Source organism: Clostridium senegalense JC122 (assembly GCF_000285575.1).
GTDB classification, from domain to species: Bacteria; Bacillota; Clostridia; order Clostridiales; family Clostridiaceae; genus Clostridium_J; species Clostridium_J senegalense.
Genome location: NZ_HE611050.1, coordinates 282,928 through 302,931 on the forward strand (window position 1 = coordinate 282,928; position 20,004 = coordinate 302,931).

A 20,004-nucleotide genomic window follows, 5' to 3' on the forward strand; every position below is an offset into this window, starting at 1 on the left:
TTTAGTATGAAATGGATGACATACATTTTAGAATAACTGTTTAGGGATGTATAACAATATTTTACAGCCATTTACAATAGTTTGCAACTTATGTATCTTAAATTATATGTTTTACCTAGTAAACCGGCTTTATTGAAACTTCATTACGTAATTCTACGCTTAGTTATAAAACAGAGAATGTGGATTTTATAGAAAGATAATATATAAAGCTACTCAAAAAATTAATGAGTAGCTTTATTTCATAAAATATGACTACTTTATTAAGTTTTAGTATCATTTATAATATTCATCTCTTAATATTGAATAATACTTGCAATCAACTAAGTTACAACTATTATCCTTAATAAACTTTCTTAAAGTTCCCTCATAAATTAAATTACACTTTTCCATTACTCGTCCTGATGCAAGGTTATTTACATCAAAACGTGCTCCTATACGTTGAAAACCTATTTCATTAAAACCAAATTCAATTACTTTTAATAATGCTTCTGTCATAATACCTTTATTCCAAAATGCTTTACCTATACAATATCCTACCTCACAGTTTTCATCATTATTATTAATCTCTAGTAAGCTAATATTACCAATTGCATGTCCAGTTTCTTTTAACTCAATAGCCCATTGATATTGTTCCATATTTTTATAATTATTTATCCACATTTCTATGAGTTGTTTACTTATTTCAACACTTTTATGTGCAGACCATGAAAGATATTTAGTTACTTCCGAATCAGATGCCCAATTATTAAACATGTCTAACGCATCCGCTTCTTTAAATTTTCTTAAAATAAGTCTTTCAGTTTCTAGTTTTTCTGTTCCCTTATGTTTTAACACAACCTTACTCACCCCCTGTTATAGAATTCCAAATTGACTTTTAAAATTATTCATTCTAAAACTTGGATCCCTAAAATAGTGAAATATACTCTGAATCACTTAGAATTGAACATTCTATCTTGTATAAAATAAACTTAAATGAGGGCTTATTTCACTATAGCAGCAAAACCAATGAAAAACATTATGATTTTTAATTTGTTTTATCAAATTTTAAAATAAGTTTTCCCAAAAACCTCTTTATTTTTTCTTCATTAGTATTGTCCATAGAAAGCTTTTTCCAAAAACATCATCATTATATGATTCTTTCATTTCCCTAAATTCAATTATTTCAAAATATGGTTCCAAAATTTTTTTCAATTTATATTCAGTAAACCCAAGGCCCCCATGCATTGAATAATCTCTATATACATCATAATCGGAAATATTTGCTCCACCTTTCAAATTGAAACAAGTCATTGCAAAATATCCATCTTTTTTTAGATGTTTTAATATAATATTTAAATATTGATTTCTTCTATGTGGCTTTATATGATGAAAACATCCACTATCATATATAAAATCAAAGCTATCTAATTCATTCTCAAATTCAAATATGGATTTACATAAAAAGTCTACATTTATAGAACTTGCTTTAGCTGTTTCAATAGCCCATTCAATAGTAGTATTGGAAAAATCTATTTCTATAACATTCCACCCATTTTGTGCAAGATATAATGAATTTCTTCCATTTCCACAACCTATATCAAGTGCCTTTCCTTTATTCAATATACCTGACTCAAAATACGAAATAAGATTTTCATCTGGAATATTTTCAAAAAACGGTACAGACTTATCCTTATTAGAATAAAAATCATTCCACCATTTGTTCTCTCTTTTTTCCATTAAGCTATCCAACATAATAAGTATGTCATCTTAACTATTTACAATTTCACTATCAATTGCATCACTCATCTATATTCCTCCTATACTGATTTGAACTTTTAACATATTTATTATAATTTTACTAAATATTGTTTAAAGAGTAAATATTCAAATTTAATCACGAGCTATCTCAAATATGTTAAGATTTCAATTAATGAGATGATACTAACTTCAATCCCACAATTCCAACTACTATAAATCCAATACAAATTAGTCTAGTAATACTTATTGGTTCCTTAAATAATATTATCCCTAAAATTACAGTACCAACAGTACCAATTCCTGTCCAAATTGCATATGCAGTACCCAATGGAAGATTTTTTAATGATAATGATAAAAATAAAAACTTGCTATCATTCCCAATACAGTAAATGCACTTGGCATAAATTTTGTAAACCCTTCTGAATATTTCAAGCCTAAAGCCCATCCTACTTCAAATAAACCTGCTAAAACTAAAAATAACCATTGCATAATTTTCATTCCTTTCTAATATTAAGTAATTAAATGTAATTTACATCTCCTCTATTTCTTTTAAAATTTAAACCTATTCCCCTCCTTTTAATGACAAATAAAAAAAGCCAAGGTGGATACGTAAAATATCTCCCAGGCTTTTATCCTTCCGTGAATACAGTTAAACTGTACGTTTTATCTTGGACCAGACCAATTTCTAATTTAAAATTGCGGAACCCTATAAAACTTTTAAGACATATATATTTTTATGTGTCCTAATATATCAAAATTTATTAAAATAGTCAATATTTATTAATGTTCTTATTTTCAACCTATATAAGAAAAGTATGAAATTATTGAAAACATAATTTTCTTCAAATTACATATATACAAATCTTAATGAATAAACTTTACTTTCTACATCAATACCTTCTATTATAACAGTAGTTTCATAGTTATTATATATACACTCAATCATAATAAACTCTCTCAACATTTTCTTTTCATGTTTCGTCGCTGATTCTTTTTCATTAAATATTATAGCTTTTTGCCAAGGCATTTTTTCACTAATATCTTCTTCATTACTTACATATATATTTTTTATATTATCTGCCTTAATGATTTTAGTTATTTCTGAAAATACAAATTGAATTTCATTATCCATTAAAATCATTGATTGTAGCATAGCTTTTCCTTTATCTTTAAACCCTGATATATATCTAAGTGAATCAGTAAATTTCATTATATAATTTTTATTATTTCTTTTAATTTCAGCTTTTATTTCTAACTCTTCTTTTTTCTCCATATCTTTTTCTTCTATTTTTCCTATTAAAGCTAAAATTAGTATTCCCCCTACAAAAACAAAAATTAATTTTTCAAAATTGTTCATAACAATATCCCCCACATCAAAACAAATCCCCTTAAAATTTATTTTGCAGTAAAATAATGCATAGTGATACTTTTATGTTAATTTAATTTTAATATGACCTTTAGCATTATCACCATTAATTTCTACTTTTAATTTTTCATTGTTATTTGGAATTGAAATAGTTTTATCAACAGTACCATCTTCCTCAAATAACACTTCACTATTATTATAAATTTTAATGTTTAAATCTCCATGTTCAACATTAGAGTCAATTTTCATTTTATAAGAATTCTTTAAAGAGCTTATTTCTTTTAACTCTGTTCCATCAAATTCTTGAAATTTAATATCATAAACATTATTTTTAGTTTTATCAGTCCACATTATTGTTTGGGCACTCCAACCTATTTCATTTATACTAAAATTCTTATTTTGATTAATATTTACATATGAATACCCACCAACAATACAAAACAAACAAACTAGTATACATCCAATCATAATTTTTTTCTTTTTTATCATTGTTAACACCTCTTTATTATATTTTATGTATTGATTATGTTTAGTATTTAATTGTTAAATTGTATTATTTTTACACATTTAAATTGTACTAAACATTTTACAAATAATAAACCACCAGTATTTTCATATTTCCAGTTCATAACACTAAAAAGTGATTAAAATTCCTTTATTTGTTTTTATTTTAAAATACAAAAGGAATTGTCCCAAAATAAGTTTATATTTTAAGACATTTCCCTATTATTTTTTATATTTTATTTTAAATTTATATTAGTTTTTCATTAAACATTCTTATAAATTAACTTCATTTACCTTGTTGTCAAATATAATCTTACAAAATATAGTATTAGTAAATGTGCTGGATAAAAAAGATAAAAAAAGTATTTTATTTTCAAGCCTCTTTCTCCATTGTAAAAATAGATTGCAAGTAATGAGAGATATACTATTCCCAAACTTGATGGTACCTCATATAAAAATACAATAGCTCCTGATAATATTTGTAACAATCTCTTTTGTCTAAATATATAAAAAAGAGCTATGCAAAGTATTCCGTAATAAGTAAAATCACATTTTATAAATTTAGCTATTATTCCAAATAACACTATAGTAGCTATAATACAAACTATATTAACTACTTTATTCATTTTTTTACTATTAATGACTTCAATTATATACATTACACATACTCCTAAAAACAATGTAAAAAACACATTATTTAATCTAGAAATTGGTATAAACATTTTATCACCAAATGCTAAATTGAAAGGTATTTCAGAAACTAAGGCAAATATAAAAAGTCTAAATGCATATTTCTTTTTATTACTTGTATGAACATATCCTTCAACAAGCAAAAAACAAAATATTGGAAAACATATACGTCCTACAGCTCTCATCATTAAATATATGCCATTTAATGTATTCATATCTCCGGTATAAGGTATTTTTTTAGAATATATACCCATTAATATTAACATTGCTGCAAGATGGTCAATAAACATTAAAATTATTGCCATAATTTTTAATGTACTTCCTGATAATCCCCTTTTTGATGATATTTCCGTTTTTTCAATTATAGATGTATCCACTATTATTTCTTCCCCCTGTAATCATAGTTAACAAACATATTTATAAAAAATATATTTATTATAATAGAATAAGCCTGTAATCATTTTCATACACTATTTTAACTATTTTTTGTTTAATTGTCAAATTTTTCTCAATTTTTACAATATTTTCACTGACTTTATAAAAACCAATATTTTATTTATATTTCTAATTCCATAACTTCATTTTCTATTAAAAACCCATGACGTTTATAAAAGTTTATCGACCTTTCACTTGGCCAAACAAATAACAATTCTATTTTATTATCTAATGCCCATTGTTTCACTTTTTTTATAAGCTTCGATCCTATACCTTTGTTTCTAAATTCTATTTTTGTATAAACATTTGTTACATATCCTATTTCTGCAAATAACTTTTGTGGTTTAGGTACCTTTCTTATTCTATTTATATATATATTGGAAACAATTTTATTATTATCTTTAGCTATCCAATATTCCCAACTTCCAGTTTTTAAACCATTTATTAAAAATAAATTACACTCTTTAATAAAATCTTCTTTTGAAGTCTGAAAATTTCCTTCTTCTTCATATTCGTGTTGCCACCTCATTTCTGAAAGTGTCGGAATATCTTTTTCTGTTGCTAATCTATATATCATATTATCATCCCTCCCACATAACATAAAATTTATTGTGATTTTTTAATGCTATTACTTTATATTAATAAGTTTTTTCCGGAGTTGCATTTACTATAATAATTGAATGGATTTTTTCATAATGTCCATTAAAATGTTCTATATTTATTTAATTATCCCTCTTTCTATTTAATCTACTCCCATAATTTGAATATCAGATGCATTATAATCTCATATTATAATATATAAATATATATTAATTTTTGGGGGGATTTTTATGTCATGTAACAATTGGAATAATAACTGCTGCAATGATTGTAACAACAACTGTAATAATAATTGTAACAATAACTGCTGTGATAATTGGGATGACTGCAACAATGATTGTAATAACAATTGGATTGACCACTGTTTAACTGATTGGAACAATAACTGTTGTGATAATTGGAACAATGGCTGTTGTGATGATTGTGGCTGTGGCCTATTTGACTGGATATTTTGGTGTTAAATAATTATAAATATAATTTTATATTTTCTACACTAACTAAAAATCATCTAATATAATATTAAGTTTTAATATAACACCCACATATTAAACTAGACAAGCTTAATATGTGGGTATTTTTATATTATTTATTCTATATTAGTAACTTTTAATTAAGAGTTAATCTTATCTTAACCCTACCCTTTCCTCAGCAATCTTAAGAGTTTCTTCTCTATTTTTACCGCGTATATAAACATTAGCCTCTACACCGGTTAATGCTCCAACACTATAAACACTTTTACCCATACCTTTTACATATTCTTCATGATTAACCACAATGCAATCTTCTAGTTTCCATGATAGAATTTTAGCTATACATTCATCTGCGTCTGATCCTTTAGCATAAACAACAACATTTCTATAAACTTTCAAATTTTTTTCACTTCCATTCAAGCTAGATTTTTTTATAATAGATTGATAGTCTACATAGCAATAATTTGTATCAACTTGTCCATTAATCCCATCAAAAGTTCCACTATCTGTAAACTGCCATATACCATAATTACCTCTATAATTACAATTAGAATTATATTCTGCTACCCATTTATCATATCTATTAAATATATCACTTGTAAGTTTATTATTAAACCAATAAGTGTTAGCATAAATTCCAACATGATATCCAGCAGCTTCTATAATATCGCAAAATGTTTTAGCTATAGATGCTATGACACTATTGTCCAAAGTTCCTGTAGTTCCATCATCCTCTAAATCAAGGTATACTGGATAATCTAACTTGTAACCTTTTATATTTCTTAAAACGTGTTCTGCTTCACTTTTGGCATGGTCTATTGTAACTGCATAAGAGTATATATAAACCCCTACAGGAATACCTAAACGAGCACATTCTTGTATATTTCTTTTAAATTGACTATCGTCTTGACTAGTCATGTTATCTCCATAGCCAACCCTAATAATAGCAAAATCTATTTGACCTTTTATCTTGTCCCAATTTATAATTCCTTGATGTTCACTTACATCTATTCCTTTTAATTTCAAGTCGTTCTTCCTCCTTTAGCCTATTCATTGGTTCAATTGTGATGATATTATCTATTATTTTAAATAGATTATTAAAAAATTTTAATTTTAAAATAAGTAAAAAACTACTAAAAATAAAAGATAATATTCTATATATAGTTTTATTTTTCATTCTAAATATCTTTGTATAATAATTATTAGACTTATTTTTTAAAGTGTTATAATATAAACTATGCTTTAATTAGTACTTTGCTCGCTAATCTTTAAATTTAAAATAAAAATAAAGGAGGTATCAAAAAACCACCTGCAATAATTAGAATCTTATCTTTTAATTAATTTTTTAGTACCATTTAAATATACATTAAGTTCTACATTATATAATTCATCACCATCTTCATAGGTACTCCTCCCCATCCCAATTTTATGATTTTTCCTATGTATTAAAATAGCATCTTCACTCTTTGTATTGAGCCATTTACAAATATAAGCAGTAACTCTTTTATAAGCATTATTCCCATATAAAATATAATTTCTACTATTTGAAAAACTTCAACTATTCTTTTTCTCTTCTTATCAATTTGTTTTAACATATTCATAGTATGTATCCTCCATTGCTACCAAAGTATATAACATAAAATTTATTAGCTATTCATAAATCAGTTTATATTTTTCTATTTATAACCATATATCTAGAATTATTCCCATTTTAATAATTCTAAACATTTATTTTTCTATTTTTTAATGTAAATTTTATTTAAGATTTTATCATTATATAGGGAAACAAGCTCCAATTTAAATTTATTCAATAACTTTAAAATTTTTCATACAAAATGTAGTGTTGAATTCTAAGGGATTCAGAGCATATCTCACTATTTTAGGTATCCAAGTTTTGGAATGGATAATTTTAAAAGTCAACTTGGAACCCTATAGAGGAGAATATTTTAAATTTATTGCTAAAACAAAGAATGGTCTGTATTAGAATAAAGTTATAAAACTCTATTCTAATACAGACCATTTTTTATATGATATTTTACTTATTCTAATATGTAATATTAAATACTACTCCTTTAATAGTGGATATTTTAAGTTTTGCTCTTCTGAATCATCTAAATAATTTCCACCCCATTTTTTTCTTTTTACTCATTTTTTTCCTTTTTTATCTTTTATCAGAAACTTGAATCATTTAATAAGAATATTGAAAAAAGTTAATATCATTTTTTATGCTTTTTTCAATAAACATTTCTATTAATTCAATAGAACATCTTAAAACTCCTACTATTATGATTGAATGTATAAATCTATTTAATAATCTAAAATTAATTATATGTTAACTTTATGGAAACACAATAAAAATTTAATTATTTATATAGATTTATTTACTATAATAAAACTAAATTCCTTTGATTAAAAAATTTATGATAAACGATTAATTTTGCTATTCTTTACAATAGCTAATTACATAAATTTTCTTCATAATTAACCAGTTAGAATATGATAATTAAGTTAGGAGATATGTATTATGAAAAGATTAACCCCATTCACAATCACGAGTATATTAAAGAATTATAAAAAATTAAAATTATTATCTTTAATATTTTTAATTTTCATAATATTATTTTTTATAATTCCATTTTATATGCCTTTTATGCCACAATATACAATAAGATTATATTTTAAGAGTACTAATACAAATAATTTTAAATTATATGAAAAAGTTACTACTGAATTTCTTTCTCATGATGAAAATCTTTTTAAGGAGAGAAATAAATCAAATGATAAATGTTATATTTTTTTGTTAAACCTACTAAAATGAATGAAGAAACTTTAAAATATAAAATGTATGAGGTAAAAAGATATAAAAAAACTCTTATAGATTACACAGAGAATGATATATTATTTTACAATATATATGGTATAAGCACTAATATTGATGAAGTTGTTGGTCCATATATAACATTAATAAGGTCTAATGATAAAAATAAAACAAAATGGATTGTTCAAGGCATAGGTTATTAGTATAGAGAAACAAGCTCCAATTTAAATTTATTCAATAACCTTAAACTATTGTTATACAAGATGTAATGTTGCATTCTAAGTGATTCAGAATATGTGTAACTATTTTAGGAAGTTTTGGAATGGATAATTTTAAAAGTCAAATTGGAACTCTATGAATCAAAAGAAAGCTGTATCAAAATAATTAATACAGCTTGTCTTTTTAATTACCTATTTTAATTAATTTAAAATCTTACTACATGTTTATTCCTAAAATATATATCTGTAGTAATACCATTACTAAAAGTACTATCACTAAAAATTATATTTAAAATAAGTTTTAACGAAATTAGCCATAGGCTGTTTTTCATCTTTATCTCCAATATAATCTAAGTCTTGATCATAAAAATATAAGTATGCTATACTTTTTTCTTTATCAGATGTTCCAATAATACCAAAAGCTTTTGGAAATTTTCTATTATTTTTTTCATTTTCATCTACAACTCTAAAATTATAGCTATTTATCAAAAATTCATGTTCTGGTATAACATATTTATCTTCACCATCATCTACATTATACATTGGATCTAAACTAACTTTTGAATCTAAAAAAGTATATTTTTCTTCTAGTTTAGCTTTTTCATTTTTATATGTTTCATCATCATAACTTACAACAAGAACAACTGAATGAGCTTGAAATATAACCATTGATTTATTAGTGTACTTATATGTTATATCTTTATATGTAGGCAAGTCATCTAACTTAGGCATGAAATCCTTTGCATTTGAATCAATGTTACTACCTGTATTAAGATAACTTTCAATATCTGAATTTACTTTACTACAACCAGTAACACAACTAATTAAAACTATTAATAAAATAATAGAACATTTTTTTCTTATTTTTCTCATTCCTTTATACCTCTACATCTAATAATATTTTTTCAACATTAATTATAATTTACCTTTAATAATTCCCTAAATATTATTCTTTTCTTTACCTTAATCATTCTGTATAGATTGCGTCTCTTGTTCTAATTCAATAAGTGCTTCTATTATTATACTATATATTTTAATTTTTTCATTTATTTTAATAAAGAAATATCCAAAAAATAAAATTATAGCTAACCCATATATTATAATTATTCCAAAGAAAAACTTTTCATTGTTTCCTTTTGGAATATTACTTAAAACAATTCCAACTACAAATACAACTATTGTAATTAAATATCCCATTACTGTTTGATTTTCTTCGTATTGTTTTTTCATTTCTATCCTTCTTTTTTCCTTTTGTATTCTTTCCAAATCAAAACTTAGCTCATTTTTATATTTATCTTTTATATCATCAATACGTCTACGATATTTATTGTATTTCTCATTACTAACCTCTTCTTGTAAGATGGTATAAAATTTAATGTCTTTCATCATCTTCCCCCTCCAAAACAATCTATAATTTTAAATTTTCTTCTCATTGTTGTAATTTTTACACTTACAGTTATTATTCAATAATAATCTATATAGTCCTTTTTATTACATTTCTAATTACAAAAGTATCCATAATGGTTCCCTCTATATAATTTCTAAATAAAAAACTCTTATTCTCCAATGAACTATATTTGTTCAACTGGTGGATTAAGAGCTTTAGATATTTTTAATACTGTTTCTATATTACCTTTTTGTTTGTTATTTTCTATTTGACTATAAGTATTTTTACTTATTCCTAGCATTGTATAAAATTCTTTTTAATACATCATATAATCTCGTATAGGAATTTGTTTAAGCTCATTTTTAACAGCTACAATATCACTTTTTGTATCTATAATATGGGTTTAGTTTCCTTTATATAAATTAATATATAGTATATATTTATTAAATATATACTATATATTAATTTATATTTTCTTTATTATTAGATAATTCATTTTTATCTTTTACCAAATGCCCATTTTCTTCAACTTCTTTACATATCAAAGAAGTATTCAAATTCAATAGTTCATCTATTTTTTTATCTAATATTTCTTTCTCTTTAGTAATTAAAAAATCTTTTCTTATACATTTATAACGCGGTCTAAAAAATATAAAATTCATAATAAGTCCTGTAAGTATAGTAACAACAATTACTATATTACTTTTATTCTTTATTCCAGTTCCTATAGTCACCATCAAACCACCCATTATTCCATAAATTAAATTATATTTTCCATTAGATTTAATATCTAATTTTTGTCTTCTACAAATATACTGTTCTAATTCATATTCGCTATTATTATAATGATTATATATTTTATTATAAGTTATCCTAATATTCTCTTTATTACCTTTGGATAATTTTTTTATTTCTTTTTGCATTTCATATTCATTACCCCAAATGAACTTTTTAAACCATTTAAATTTTTGATTATCTTTTACATCCACAGTACTTATTTCCCTAATTTCTTTTATTTGATCTTTATTAATAAATCTTATATTGTACTTACTATCTTTAATTTTTAAAAAATCATTAAATACCCCAATTAATAACATTGTATACTTTCTTCATTATATTCTAATTCGTATAATTTTAATGTACTTAAAATAGTTTCACAAAATATTAATCCTGATGTCATTAAAGTCAAATAATATATCCAAATAAATGAACCTATACAAAAAATTATACTATGTAAATCTTTTGAACTTTTAATTATACATATAGCATCAAACCCTATAAAAATTCCTACGATAATATTCATTATAAATATAAATGCAATTTTACATATATGATTACATCCTAACGTTTTTTTACATACTAAAATTTTATTTGATTTATTCAGTTTATTAAAATATATTACTAATAATATTATTAACATTACTAGTAAAGAACATATTGCTATTAAATCTGTTGTTGAATTATTATTTAAACTATAAGCATATCTTCCTCCTAAAAATGTAAAAAATATAAATATAATGCTAATTAATAAGGGTATTAACTTATCATTTGCGTTATTTTCTATTTCTATTTTCCCAAAACTCCATTTTAATGAATAGTTAAATAAGTATATACTAAATGTTATCCATACTGGCATAATTATTGAAATTACTTGTATACTGTCATTAGTTATCATTGACTTAATACTTTCTATCATATTCTTCCTCTTTTCTCATGTGTATATCATATGTTTTATAATCTCATACTGAAAAATTATTTAAGATGACTATCATACTAAGTAATTTTTATATCTATACCCCATATACTCTCAACATCTTGCTCTGCATTAGTCCCTATTGATGTTGAACTAAAATCTAAAGTATATGCTATTAAAAGAGACAATAGCCCTTTTATATTTTTTCTTTTCAACTCTCTCACTCATATATATTATATTTACATATAAACTATATATTAACAATGCTTATAATTCCATATTTTCGACAAATATAGAATTATTTTTACAATAAAAATATCCTATCAATTAATTTTTAGACTATTTTTAACTAAAAATATTAATATTTAATACTATCTAAATAAAAAGGAGTTTTGGATTTGAAACATAATATTTCTATTTACATTAAAAATAATTCTAAGATTATAAAACTATCAGACTTAATTAATAAACTTTAGAATAAAAAAATATCTAAATTTAGTTGTAAAGCAATCATATTAGCTATCTATTTATATAATTTTAATGTTTGTTTCCAATCATCCGTTTTCAAACCAGCACTATATACATTCCCTGTATTTGCATCAATAACATACAATATTGCATTTCCACCTTCTCCTACCATAAAATAACCTAAGTGTCCATATATATTTTCATCTACAATAAAATAATCTGAGCTTATAATTCCTTCTTTGGCTATATACATATACCCTCCTAGTTTAGTATTTGCAATATCCATAGCTTCTTCTCTACTAATTAAGATTGCTTGATTAGTATTTGCTTGTGTTGTTTCTTCTTGATTACTTACACTTATTTCTTTAACATTTTCTTTTGCATTATAGCTTGTTACTTCACCATTATAAGCTACTCCTGTATCATATTCATTCCCAGAACTATCAAACCTTTTATAATCTCCATAGATATTACCTTCAACAAAATCTGCTTCTATTGCTACTATGTCCTTTCCATTTGTATAATTTAAAGACCAATAAACTTTTCCTTTTCCATTGAATATTCCATTTTTAAACTCTCCTTCATATTGTTTAGTAAATCCTCCATGTTTACCATATGATCTACTATACAATATTCCTTTTCCATTCAACGAATTATCCGTAATTTCCCCATCATACATATACTCGTTTCCATTTAACGGGAAATAATATTGTTTTTTATTTGTATCCTTTCCTTTTTCATAATAATTTCTTACTTTTGAAGTTATCTCACATTTATTTGATACAATAGATTTAAAATAATCTTCATTGTCTTGTTTATATATTCCATCGCTAATAATTAATTTAATATCTTCTTCTATAAACCCATTTGCACCATTATCTATCAGTATTTTTTCTATATCTTTTTCTTTTAATTTATTAGCAATACTAAAAGGAGTATATCCGTTACCATCCTCTTTGTTTACATCTGCCCCATTTAATATAATCTTCTTAACAATTCCAATATTTTTAGTTTTTATCGCTATATTTAGTGGTGTATCACCATTGTCATCAACTTCATTAATATCATTTCCAAGTTTTATAGACATTTCTGTCTTTTTCATATTTCCATCTTTAACAAACTTTGTTAATGGTGTAGTCTCTAATTTATTATAAAATCTAGAACATAGTGCAACTATAACTAATACTACTATAAAACTGCTCATATATATAACTTTTCTTTTTCTAAATTTTTTTTGTTTCTCTACAAACTCTTGCTCTTTTAAAATTTTATTTTTTTCTTCCTCTGCCTCAATTTTTTTCTGTTCTTCAATCTCTTCAAGAATTTTTTCCCTAGATAATTCCGTAAATACATATTCTTTATCTAAATTACAACGTACACACTTTTTTACATTCTCATAATTAGGTCTTCCACATACGCAAATCCATAAATTATTCTCTTCTTTAGCATAACAAACCCCTGTTTTAGTATGTTTCTTTAATATCATCAATTCTTCATTTTCAGTTATACATCCAATTTCTCTTTCTATTTCATTTTTCTTGTTTTTGTAAATAAAATTTCCATCAATAAAAGCAATTTCTTTTATTGAAATATTTAATTTTCTGATATCTTTTTCTGGTAACAGTACAGGATTTCTATTATTAAATTTACATCCTAATTGTCCATCAAGATCTTGTATATAGCATGTAAAAGTATCCTTTCCCTCAACTTTTACTACCTCATTGAATGAATTTAAACCTTGTAGCTCTAATTTTATAGCTGAAATTATTCCTTGATGTAAATTTCTAAATAAAATATTAAAATATATATTACCATCATTTTTTGATAGAATATCCCATTCTAAAACTTCAACTGGTGAATTTAAATCAATATTATTTTCTAAATTTCCATGACTTAAAACTTTAAATTCTAAATTATTTGTGGTATCGTTACTACTTATATTGGAGTTATAAATATTCTGTTCTGGTAATGATATAGCATGAAGCATAGCTATAATCCAAAGAAAAAATCCATATATATACCAAGCAGCAAAATCCTTTCCTTTTCTTTTGGCAACATTAGCTGGCAAAATTGCTAACACTCCATCAATTATAATAAATAAAATTATATAACCTTCCATATTGTCTCCTTTTATGTAAAAATTTATATTTCATATAAAATTTTAACTTATTAAATAGTTCTTGTACATAAATTCGACAAACTTAGAATAAATCTAACGTGATTTGACATTTTTTAATTTTACATATAAAAAATAAAGGTAGCTCCTAAGAACTACCTTTAAATCAGACTAAACTTGCTGCATCTTTAAAACTTGTATATCTATTAAACCCAACCTTTCATCCTATAGTAATTACCTTCTCTGCTTTTAATCCACTGTTTATAAAATCAAATTCATCATAGGACACTGTTTTTTTGTGCCATAATTACTGCGCTTAATGCGTCTAATAGCATCGTAATTTAGATTATACTACTAAATATAAAAAACTATTTTCATAAATATATTCTTTTATTCTTAATGTCTCCAAAAAAGAAAAACAGGCAAGGTATTTTTTTATCAAGAGTAATTTTAAAGAAACTTGAAAAAATAATATTTATAATATATTACACATGTATAGTATATATAATTTAAAAGCGATTATTCTTTATTTTTCAATTCTAAAAGTATAGGTGTTATATTAAGTACAATAGATATAATAGTTAAAATCCATAATGCAGTTTCCATATAAGGAACTACATCTAATAAAGCCGTCCAGTCATTCACTTTTACCCATCCAGATACAAGTGTATATTCTGAACAAAGTGTCAATGCCGTAAATGATAATCCTATTGCCATAGCAAGTTTATAATTCTTTCCTACTTTATACATATAAAGATTTACAAAAGTAGATATTAGGGCAATCCCACCAAATACTATCCACACATTTTTACCTCCATTATTTTTTTATTTATTTCGTATAAATTTACAATTGCGAATTAATTATAATGTATAATTATAACATAATTCCCATGAAATCATAATTTTTTATAGATATCAGCATAATTAATTTTCACTTGTTCTTTAAGTTCTCTTTGCTTTGATTGGATTTATATTAACTACTTTATTACTCTCATAAGGGTTTCTAAGCCATCCTTCAAAGTCAGATAATATGTTATATTCACACTTTTATAATCTACACCTGTTTCTCTAAGATATTCAAAATATAGTTTTTTAAAATAGCAATATGTCTTTTCGTTATTATAAATATACTTTAAATATTTTGCTACTGGTATTATAGGTAGTCCAGTATTATCAACTAACAAGTATCTTCTTTGCTTCTTCTCTAACTTTACATCTTGTACTCTCAATACTTACTCTCCTCTACATAATTTATACTTATAGTATATAAAAAAAGATATGAAATTAGTAATTATATTACACTATCTATTCCATATCTATAATACTATATTTAAATTTCTACATCACCTATTAATAATTTATTGTATTTATTATATTTAATATATAATTTATAACAACTTTATTTCTTCATTTATTCGCTTGATTTCATCATTCATTTTATTTATATCCCATAGTTCTGTTAATTTTAAAAATTTTAAAACATTGTCAAAACTAGTTACTTTATAACCTTTTTCTCTAAGATATTTTACATTTTGTGCTGTTCTTGAATTGCAAGCGAATATTATTGCAAACTTAACATTTTTCGCTTGAGTTTTATAGTATCTTCCATCATTCTCACTGCATATATTTGAAATACGTTCTTCTATTTCTAAAAACTTTTTCCTATTTCCTCCACAATTAATGTTTCCCAAATCATTTTCACTTTTATTTACAATACAACATCTATATATATCGTTGTCAATACTATCATACTCAAGCTCTTCTTCATATATTTGCTTCAATTTTATTAAATCTTCCTCTTTTTCTTTTTATATTGCTTTTCACGGTCTTTAATTATATTTAGGAAATGTTTATAATCACTTGGAGTTATCCAAAATGCAAATTTTCTAGTAAATATCTTCCTATATAAACCATCTTTACTATATCCAACTTCTTCTATGTAACTTGAATCTAAATACATACTTTCATTATTAATTATTATTTGATTACTATCTGAAGGAAACAAAACTTTTGCATCCTTTAATGTTGTATTATAATCTATATTTAAATAATCTATAATAAAATCTCTGTCATATTTTAAACTTTCAGTTTTATCTTTACCAAATAAATTACTCAAAAATCCCACAATTACACTCCTCTTATTTATAGCCTTTTTTAATAATTCTATCATCTATAATAACTGTGTGGCAAATCAATTTCAGTCTTTTTAAGGAAAGTAAATCCAATACATATAATACTCTCTCCAAATTATATGTTAAGATATAAAAATAAAGGTAGCTCCTAAGAACTACCTTCAATAATTATAAACCTATTCTTTTGATAACCTTTTTTAATGTATCAAATCTATCTGAACCTTTTAAATATAAATTTGCCTTTATATCATCTAATCCACCACCAACTGCATAAACACTTCTTCCCATTCCAACTTTATAATCCTTTTTATGGGCTAAAATAGAATCTTGTTTATTTACATTCAACCAATCATTTAAATATTCTGCTGCTCTTTTATCTACATCATTACCATATACAACTACATTTCTATGAGATTTTATTGGATTATTTTCAACCATTTGACCTGTTAATCCTTTTACTATTGCATTAGCTACTTTTTCAGCATTAAATATTGACATATCTTTTGAATTATCACAAAAACATACCTCAACTAACATAGCTTCACAGCTTGTATTACCTATTACATATAAATCACTACCATCTTTTATGCCACGATTAGTAAATCCTAGTACAACTAAATTATTTAATATGTCATTGGCTTGCTTATAACTTTTCCCACCATATGTGAAAACCTCTGTTCCATGAGCATTTTTATTAAAACAATTAAAATGAATAGATACATAAAAATCTAAATTATTATTATTTGCTACTGATACTCTTCTACTTAAACTATCATTTAGCGATGTACAAGTATCTACTGTACAATTAATAACTGTATGTCCTAATTGTTTAAGTCTTGATATTACTAAATTACCAGCTTCTCTAGTTAAATCACTTTCTGGTCTTATCCCAACTGCTCCATAATCATAACTTCCTATATATTGGGTATGACCACAATCAATTCCTATTTTCATATTTATTCACCGTCCCTATTATTTTCTTTTATAGCTTGTCTAGTGGAACTTTGTCCAAAATAAAATGCTATTATCATTAAAAATATAGTTAAAAATTCATTGCTACTTATTCCACCTTTAAGTACCAATATACAAAATACTACAGTAGTTAATAATGCTATAATTTTCTTAATCTGCAACATGTTTTTTAATTGCTCCATCTACACCACTTCCCTATTTAAATATTTTATTTTTTATATCCTCAACATCCTGTTTTATATCTTCAACTACTCCAAATTTATCTGCAAGTTTATCAATTGTATTTTGATAGTTTTTTTCCCTATCCCCTGTTGTTTTGAGTACATACAATAGTAGAAAAACAAATAGCCCATATCCTAATCCTTGACTTAATGCTGCTTTAATTAATTCATCCATATTACACCACCTTTTATATAAGAAAAAATAGGCAATAAAAAAGAACCTTTTTGGTTCCAATCTATTGCCTTAACTACTTATTGTTATTTAATATTAGTTATGTAATTGTTAAAATATGTATAAATATTTAAAAACCTGTGTTTTTAACTTTTCTCAATGGTTATCAATTATACACAATGGTTATCAATTAGCAATGTGAATTATTTTTAAAAGAAAAAGCACTATTAAGTAGTGCTCTTTCTTTGTCATATAAACAAATTTGTCTTAATTCTTATCTTCAATTGTTGTAAAAAAATCAAATACAATTTTAGAAGCTTGAGCAATTAATTTGTCATCATGCTTAGCTTCTTTTGTATCATGGGTTGATAATATTGCAACAATTATAGGTTTTTTACTTGGTGGCATCACTACCGCTATATCATTTCTTATTCCATAAGGACCAGTTCCACTCTTGTCAGCGACTACCCAATTCTCTGGTGCACCTGCACGAATTAATGTATCACCTGTTGTATTTCCTGTCATCCAATCAATAAGAATTTTTTTCTTATCATCCGTTAATACATTTCCAATTGTATATGCTTGCAAATCTATTGCCAACTGTCTTGGTGTACTAGTATCTTTAGTATCTCCAGGTATAGCTTCATTCAATTCTGGTTCTATACGCACTGGTTGTGTAACATTATCCCCTAATTGATTAAGTGCTAATTTAAAACCACTAACTCCACCTATGTGATTTAACAAGAGATTTGCAGCTGTATTATCACTAAATTGTAATGCTGCTTTGCATATCTCCTCAATTGTCATACCCTCCTCAACATTATTTTTAGTAATTGGAGAATAAGAAATAACATCTTCTTCGTTATATTTAATTACTTGATTAAGTTGCTCTAATGTATCTTGTTTCAAAACAGAACCTGCTACTAAAACCTTAAAAGTAGAACAATATGCGAACCTATCATCTGCACGATATATAACTTCTTTACCTGTTTCTGTATCTAAAGCATATACACCCAATTTAACATCATAGTCATTTTCAAGTTGTGAAAATTCTGAATTATACTGTGTGTCAAATCTCTTATTTACAGATGCTTGAGTTGTTAAACTTCCATAGCTAGCAAGAGAAGCAATTACAAGTAGAGTAATTATAACAATTTTAAATTTCTTTTTAATCATAAAAAAACAATCCCCTTTCAAGGATATTATACTACAATATTTTCCATATACCTTTTTCACAACCATTTATAAGTATAAATATATACTTATAAATACGTATTAGTTATCAAAAGCGACATAAATTAAGTTTACATCGTTAAATGAAAATATACTACACAATAAATTTTATTAAGAAAACTATTCCAGCTATTATTGCTGATCCAGCTATTGATAAGACTATCCCCTTTAAAAATCCTATAAAATGATACATATAATCCTTATAAGCAGGATGTCCTTTAGTACCAGGTAATATCATAAAATTAGGATTAATTTTGCAAAAAATTAACCAATCAAAAATAATTAAATCAAAGGCATTCCATATCATAAAAACAATAAACAAATGTAAAAATAATATTAAATAAGATATACTGACATACTTATATGAAAAAAAAGTAGAAAATATAAGGTAAAGCATTACTAATATCAACATTGGAAGAGCCATCATTAAGAATCCCTTTTTCTCATTCTTTGTTTGTTTTTCAACACTATTAACAATCTTTAAAGGATAACTTTTCATTTCAAACCTTGGATTAACTTTTAGTATCACTGAAATCCAAACACATATAACAATTGAAATTATTATACCATCTAATAAAGCCTTACTTATTATCATCAAAACCACACCATTTAAATAAAATAGTATACACAATTTACTATTTTGTAACTTTTTTTATTATACTACTATGCATCAATATATAGTCCTCTACTACTTGCCTATAATCTGGATTAGTTACATCAGTTATAATCCTAAATGCTACAATATAACATTTAAAAATAGACAAAATAAAAA

27 protein-coding genes, 1 pseudogene and 1 riboswitch are annotated in these 20,004 nt (G+C 24.5%); of the genes and pseudogenes, 2 read left to right on the plus strand and 26 right to left on the minus strand.

All coding sequences use genetic code 11. The features are described 5' to 3' along the window. Nucleotides 1-273: 273 nt before the first annotated feature. The 7 genes and pseudogenes from CSGHG_RS01760 to CSGHG_RS01790 all read right to left on the minus strand — a co-directional run bounded on the left by CSGHG_RS01760 (nucleotide 274) and on the right by CSGHG_RS01790 (nucleotide 5,309). Nucleotides 274-834: a GNAT family N-acetyltransferase gene (locus CSGHG_RS01760; RefSeq protein WP_010292130.1), complete on the minus strand. Its 561-nt coding sequence runs from the start codon at nucleotides 832-834 to the stop codon at nucleotides 274-276. A 237-nt stretch (nucleotides 835-1,071) separates the two neighbouring features. Beyond that, nucleotides 1,072-1,731: a class I SAM-dependent methyltransferase gene (locus CSGHG_RS01765; RefSeq protein ID WP_026022183.1), complete on the minus strand. Its 660-nt coding sequence runs from the start codon at nucleotides 1,729-1,731 to the stop codon at nucleotides 1,072-1,074. Between the two features lie 175 nt (nucleotides 1,732-1,906). Then, a pseudogene (locus CSGHG_RS19565) lies at nucleotides 1,907-2,226 on the minus strand (DMT family transporter). Nucleotides 2,227-2,353: 127 nt separating this feature from the next. Beyond that, nucleotides 2,354-2,458, minus strand: a riboswitch (guanidine-I (ykkC/yxkD leader). Between the two features lie 126 nt (nucleotides 2,459-2,584). Then, a complete protein-coding gene (locus tag CSGHG_RS01775) occupies nucleotides 2,585-3,094 on the minus strand; it encodes a hypothetical protein (RefSeq protein ID WP_010292133.1) in 510 nt (169 codons plus the stop codon). Between the two features lie 72 nt (nucleotides 3,095-3,166). Beyond that, a complete protein-coding gene (locus CSGHG_RS01780; RefSeq protein ID WP_010292134.1) occupies nucleotides 3,167-3,592 on the minus strand; it encodes a hypothetical protein in 426 nt (141 codons plus the stop codon). A gap of 305 nt (nucleotides 3,593-3,897) precedes the next feature. Then, nucleotides 3,898-4,674, minus strand: a complete 777-nt coding sequence (locus CSGHG_RS01785; protein WP_010292137.1) for a TraX family protein — start codon at nucleotides 4,672-4,674, stop codon at nucleotides 3,898-3,900. Nucleotides 4,675-4,853: 179 nt separating this feature from the next. Continuing rightward, nucleotides 4,854-5,309 carry a GNAT family N-acetyltransferase gene (locus CSGHG_RS01790; RefSeq protein ID WP_010292139.1) on the minus strand — a complete coding sequence of 152 codons (456 nt, stop codon included), beginning with the start codon at nucleotides 5,307-5,309 and terminating at the stop codon, nucleotides 4,854-4,856. A 253-nt stretch (nucleotides 5,310-5,562) separates the two neighbouring features. Here CSGHG_RS01790 and CSGHG_RS22970 point away from each other — a divergent pair, with 253 nt between their 5' ends. Further along, nucleotides 5,563-5,793 (plus strand): hypothetical protein, encoded by a 231-nt coding sequence (locus CSGHG_RS22970; protein ID WP_147582071.1) that lies wholly within the window; start codon nucleotides 5,563-5,565, stop codon nucleotides 5,791-5,793. 162 nt (nucleotides 5,794-5,955) lie between these two features. Here the strand turns inward: CSGHG_RS22970 and CSGHG_RS19570 are convergent, their stop codons facing one another. Continuing rightward, nucleotides 5,956-6,828 (minus strand): glycoside hydrolase family 25 protein, encoded by an 873-nt coding sequence (locus tag CSGHG_RS19570; protein WP_010292141.1) that lies wholly within the window; start codon nucleotides 6,826-6,828, stop codon nucleotides 5,956-5,958. 419 nt (nucleotides 6,829-7,247) lie between these two features. Beyond that, nucleotides 7,248-7,403, minus strand: coding sequence for a hypothetical protein (locus tag CSGHG_RS22975; RefSeq protein ID WP_155844720.1), 156 nt, complete (start codon nucleotides 7,401-7,403; stop codon nucleotides 7,248-7,250). Nucleotides 7,404-8,586: 1,183 nt separating this feature from the next. Here CSGHG_RS22975 and CSGHG_RS01815 point away from each other — a divergent pair. Then, a complete protein-coding gene (locus CSGHG_RS01815) occupies nucleotides 8,587-8,823 on the plus strand; it encodes a hypothetical protein (protein WP_147582073.1) in 237 nt (78 codons plus the stop codon). Between the two features lie 291 nt (nucleotides 8,824-9,114). On the opposite strand, the gene CSGHG_RS01820 is transcribed toward CSGHG_RS01815, so the two are convergent. From CSGHG_RS01820 to CSGHG_RS24530, 17 genes are all read right to left on the minus strand, one after another. Beyond that, nucleotides 9,115-9,711 (minus strand): hypothetical protein, encoded by a 597-nt coding sequence (locus CSGHG_RS01820; RefSeq protein ID WP_010292148.1) that lies wholly within the window; start codon nucleotides 9,709-9,711, stop codon nucleotides 9,115-9,117. Nucleotides 9,712-9,801: 90 nt separating this feature from the next. Continuing rightward, nucleotides 9,802-10,227, minus strand: a complete 426-nt coding sequence (locus CSGHG_RS01825) for a hypothetical protein (RefSeq protein ID WP_147582075.1) — start codon at nucleotides 10,225-10,227, stop codon at nucleotides 9,802-9,804. Nucleotides 10,228-10,409: 182 nt separating this feature from the next. Next, entirely contained in the window at nucleotides 10,410-10,526 is a 117-nt protein-coding gene (locus CSGHG_RS19575) for a helix-turn-helix transcriptional regulator (protein ID WP_010292153.1), read from the minus strand. Between the two features lie 160 nt (nucleotides 10,527-10,686). Next, nucleotides 10,687-11,322 (minus strand): hypothetical protein, encoded by a 636-nt coding sequence (locus CSGHG_RS01835; protein WP_010292156.1) that lies wholly within the window; start codon nucleotides 11,320-11,322, stop codon nucleotides 10,687-10,689. Next, nucleotides 11,313-11,921: a hypothetical protein gene (locus CSGHG_RS01840; protein WP_010292160.1), complete on the minus strand. Its 609-nt coding sequence runs from the start codon at nucleotides 11,919-11,921 to the stop codon at nucleotides 11,313-11,315. Before CSGHG_RS01840 ends, CSGHG_RS01835 begins: the two co-directional genes overlap by 10 nt. A 77-nt stretch (nucleotides 11,922-11,998) precedes the next feature. After that, on the minus strand, nucleotides 11,999-12,133 hold the full coding sequence (locus tag CSGHG_RS24525) for a hypothetical protein (protein ID WP_268869832.1): 135 nt from the start codon (nucleotides 12,131-12,133) through the stop codon (nucleotides 11,999-12,001). Nucleotides 12,134-12,441: 308 nt separating this feature from the next. After that, entirely contained in the window at nucleotides 12,442-14,505 is a 2,064-nt protein-coding gene (locus CSGHG_RS01850; protein WP_010292162.1) for an ankyrin repeat domain-containing protein, read from the minus strand. Between the two features lie 516 nt (nucleotides 14,506-15,021). Further along, entirely contained in the window at nucleotides 15,022-15,306 is a 285-nt protein-coding gene (locus tag CSGHG_RS01855) for a hypothetical protein (RefSeq protein WP_010292164.1), read from the minus strand. 173 nt (nucleotides 15,307-15,479) lie between these two features. Beyond that, complete coding sequence (locus CSGHG_RS19580) at nucleotides 15,480-15,731, minus strand: hypothetical protein (protein WP_010292167.1); 252 nt, start codon at nucleotides 15,729-15,731, stop codon at nucleotides 15,480-15,482. Between the two features lie 159 nt (nucleotides 15,732-15,890). Further along, the gene (locus CSGHG_RS01865) at nucleotides 15,891-16,283 is read right to left on the minus strand and encodes a hypothetical protein (protein WP_026022185.1); all 393 of its coding nucleotides are present in this window, start codon (nucleotides 16,281-16,283) and stop codon (nucleotides 15,891-15,893) included. 5 nt (nucleotides 16,284-16,288) lie between these two features. Beyond that, the gene (locus tag CSGHG_RS01870; RefSeq protein WP_026022186.1) at nucleotides 16,289-16,627 is read right to left on the minus strand and encodes a hypothetical protein; all 339 of its coding nucleotides are present in this window, start codon (nucleotides 16,625-16,627) and stop codon (nucleotides 16,289-16,291) included. 175 nt (nucleotides 16,628-16,802) lie between these two features. Further along, nucleotides 16,803-17,588, minus strand: a complete 786-nt coding sequence (locus CSGHG_RS19585) for an N-acetylmuramoyl-L-alanine amidase (RefSeq protein ID WP_010292169.1) — start codon at nucleotides 17,586-17,588, stop codon at nucleotides 16,803-16,805. A 2-nt stretch (nucleotides 17,589-17,590) separates the two neighbouring features. Next, nucleotides 17,591-17,788: a hypothetical protein gene (locus CSGHG_RS01880; protein WP_010292171.1), complete on the minus strand. Its 198-nt coding sequence runs from the start codon at nucleotides 17,786-17,788 to the stop codon at nucleotides 17,591-17,593. Between the two features lie 13 nt (nucleotides 17,789-17,801). Next, nucleotides 17,802-18,002 carry a BhlA/UviB family holin-like peptide gene (locus CSGHG_RS01885; RefSeq protein WP_010292172.1) on the minus strand — a complete coding sequence of 67 codons (201 nt, stop codon included), beginning with the start codon at nucleotides 18,000-18,002 and terminating at the stop codon, nucleotides 17,802-17,804. Nucleotides 18,003-18,266: 264 nt separating this feature from the next. Further along, the gene (bla, locus tag CSGHG_RS01890) at nucleotides 18,267-19,175 is read right to left on the minus strand and encodes a class A beta-lactamase (protein ID WP_010292176.1); all 909 of its coding nucleotides are present in this window, start codon (nucleotides 19,173-19,175) and stop codon (nucleotides 18,267-18,269) included. A gap of 151 nt (nucleotides 19,176-19,326) precedes the next feature. Further along, on the minus strand, nucleotides 19,327-19,827 hold the full coding sequence (locus CSGHG_RS01895) for a hypothetical protein (RefSeq protein WP_010292179.1): 501 nt from the start codon (nucleotides 19,825-19,827) through the stop codon (nucleotides 19,327-19,329). A 40-nt stretch (nucleotides 19,828-19,867) separates the two neighbouring features. Continuing rightward, nucleotides 19,868-19,996: a hypothetical protein gene (locus tag CSGHG_RS24530; protein WP_268869833.1), complete on the minus strand. Its 129-nt coding sequence runs from the start codon at nucleotides 19,994-19,996 to the stop codon at nucleotides 19,868-19,870. Nucleotides 19,997-20,004: the final 8 nt, after the last annotated feature.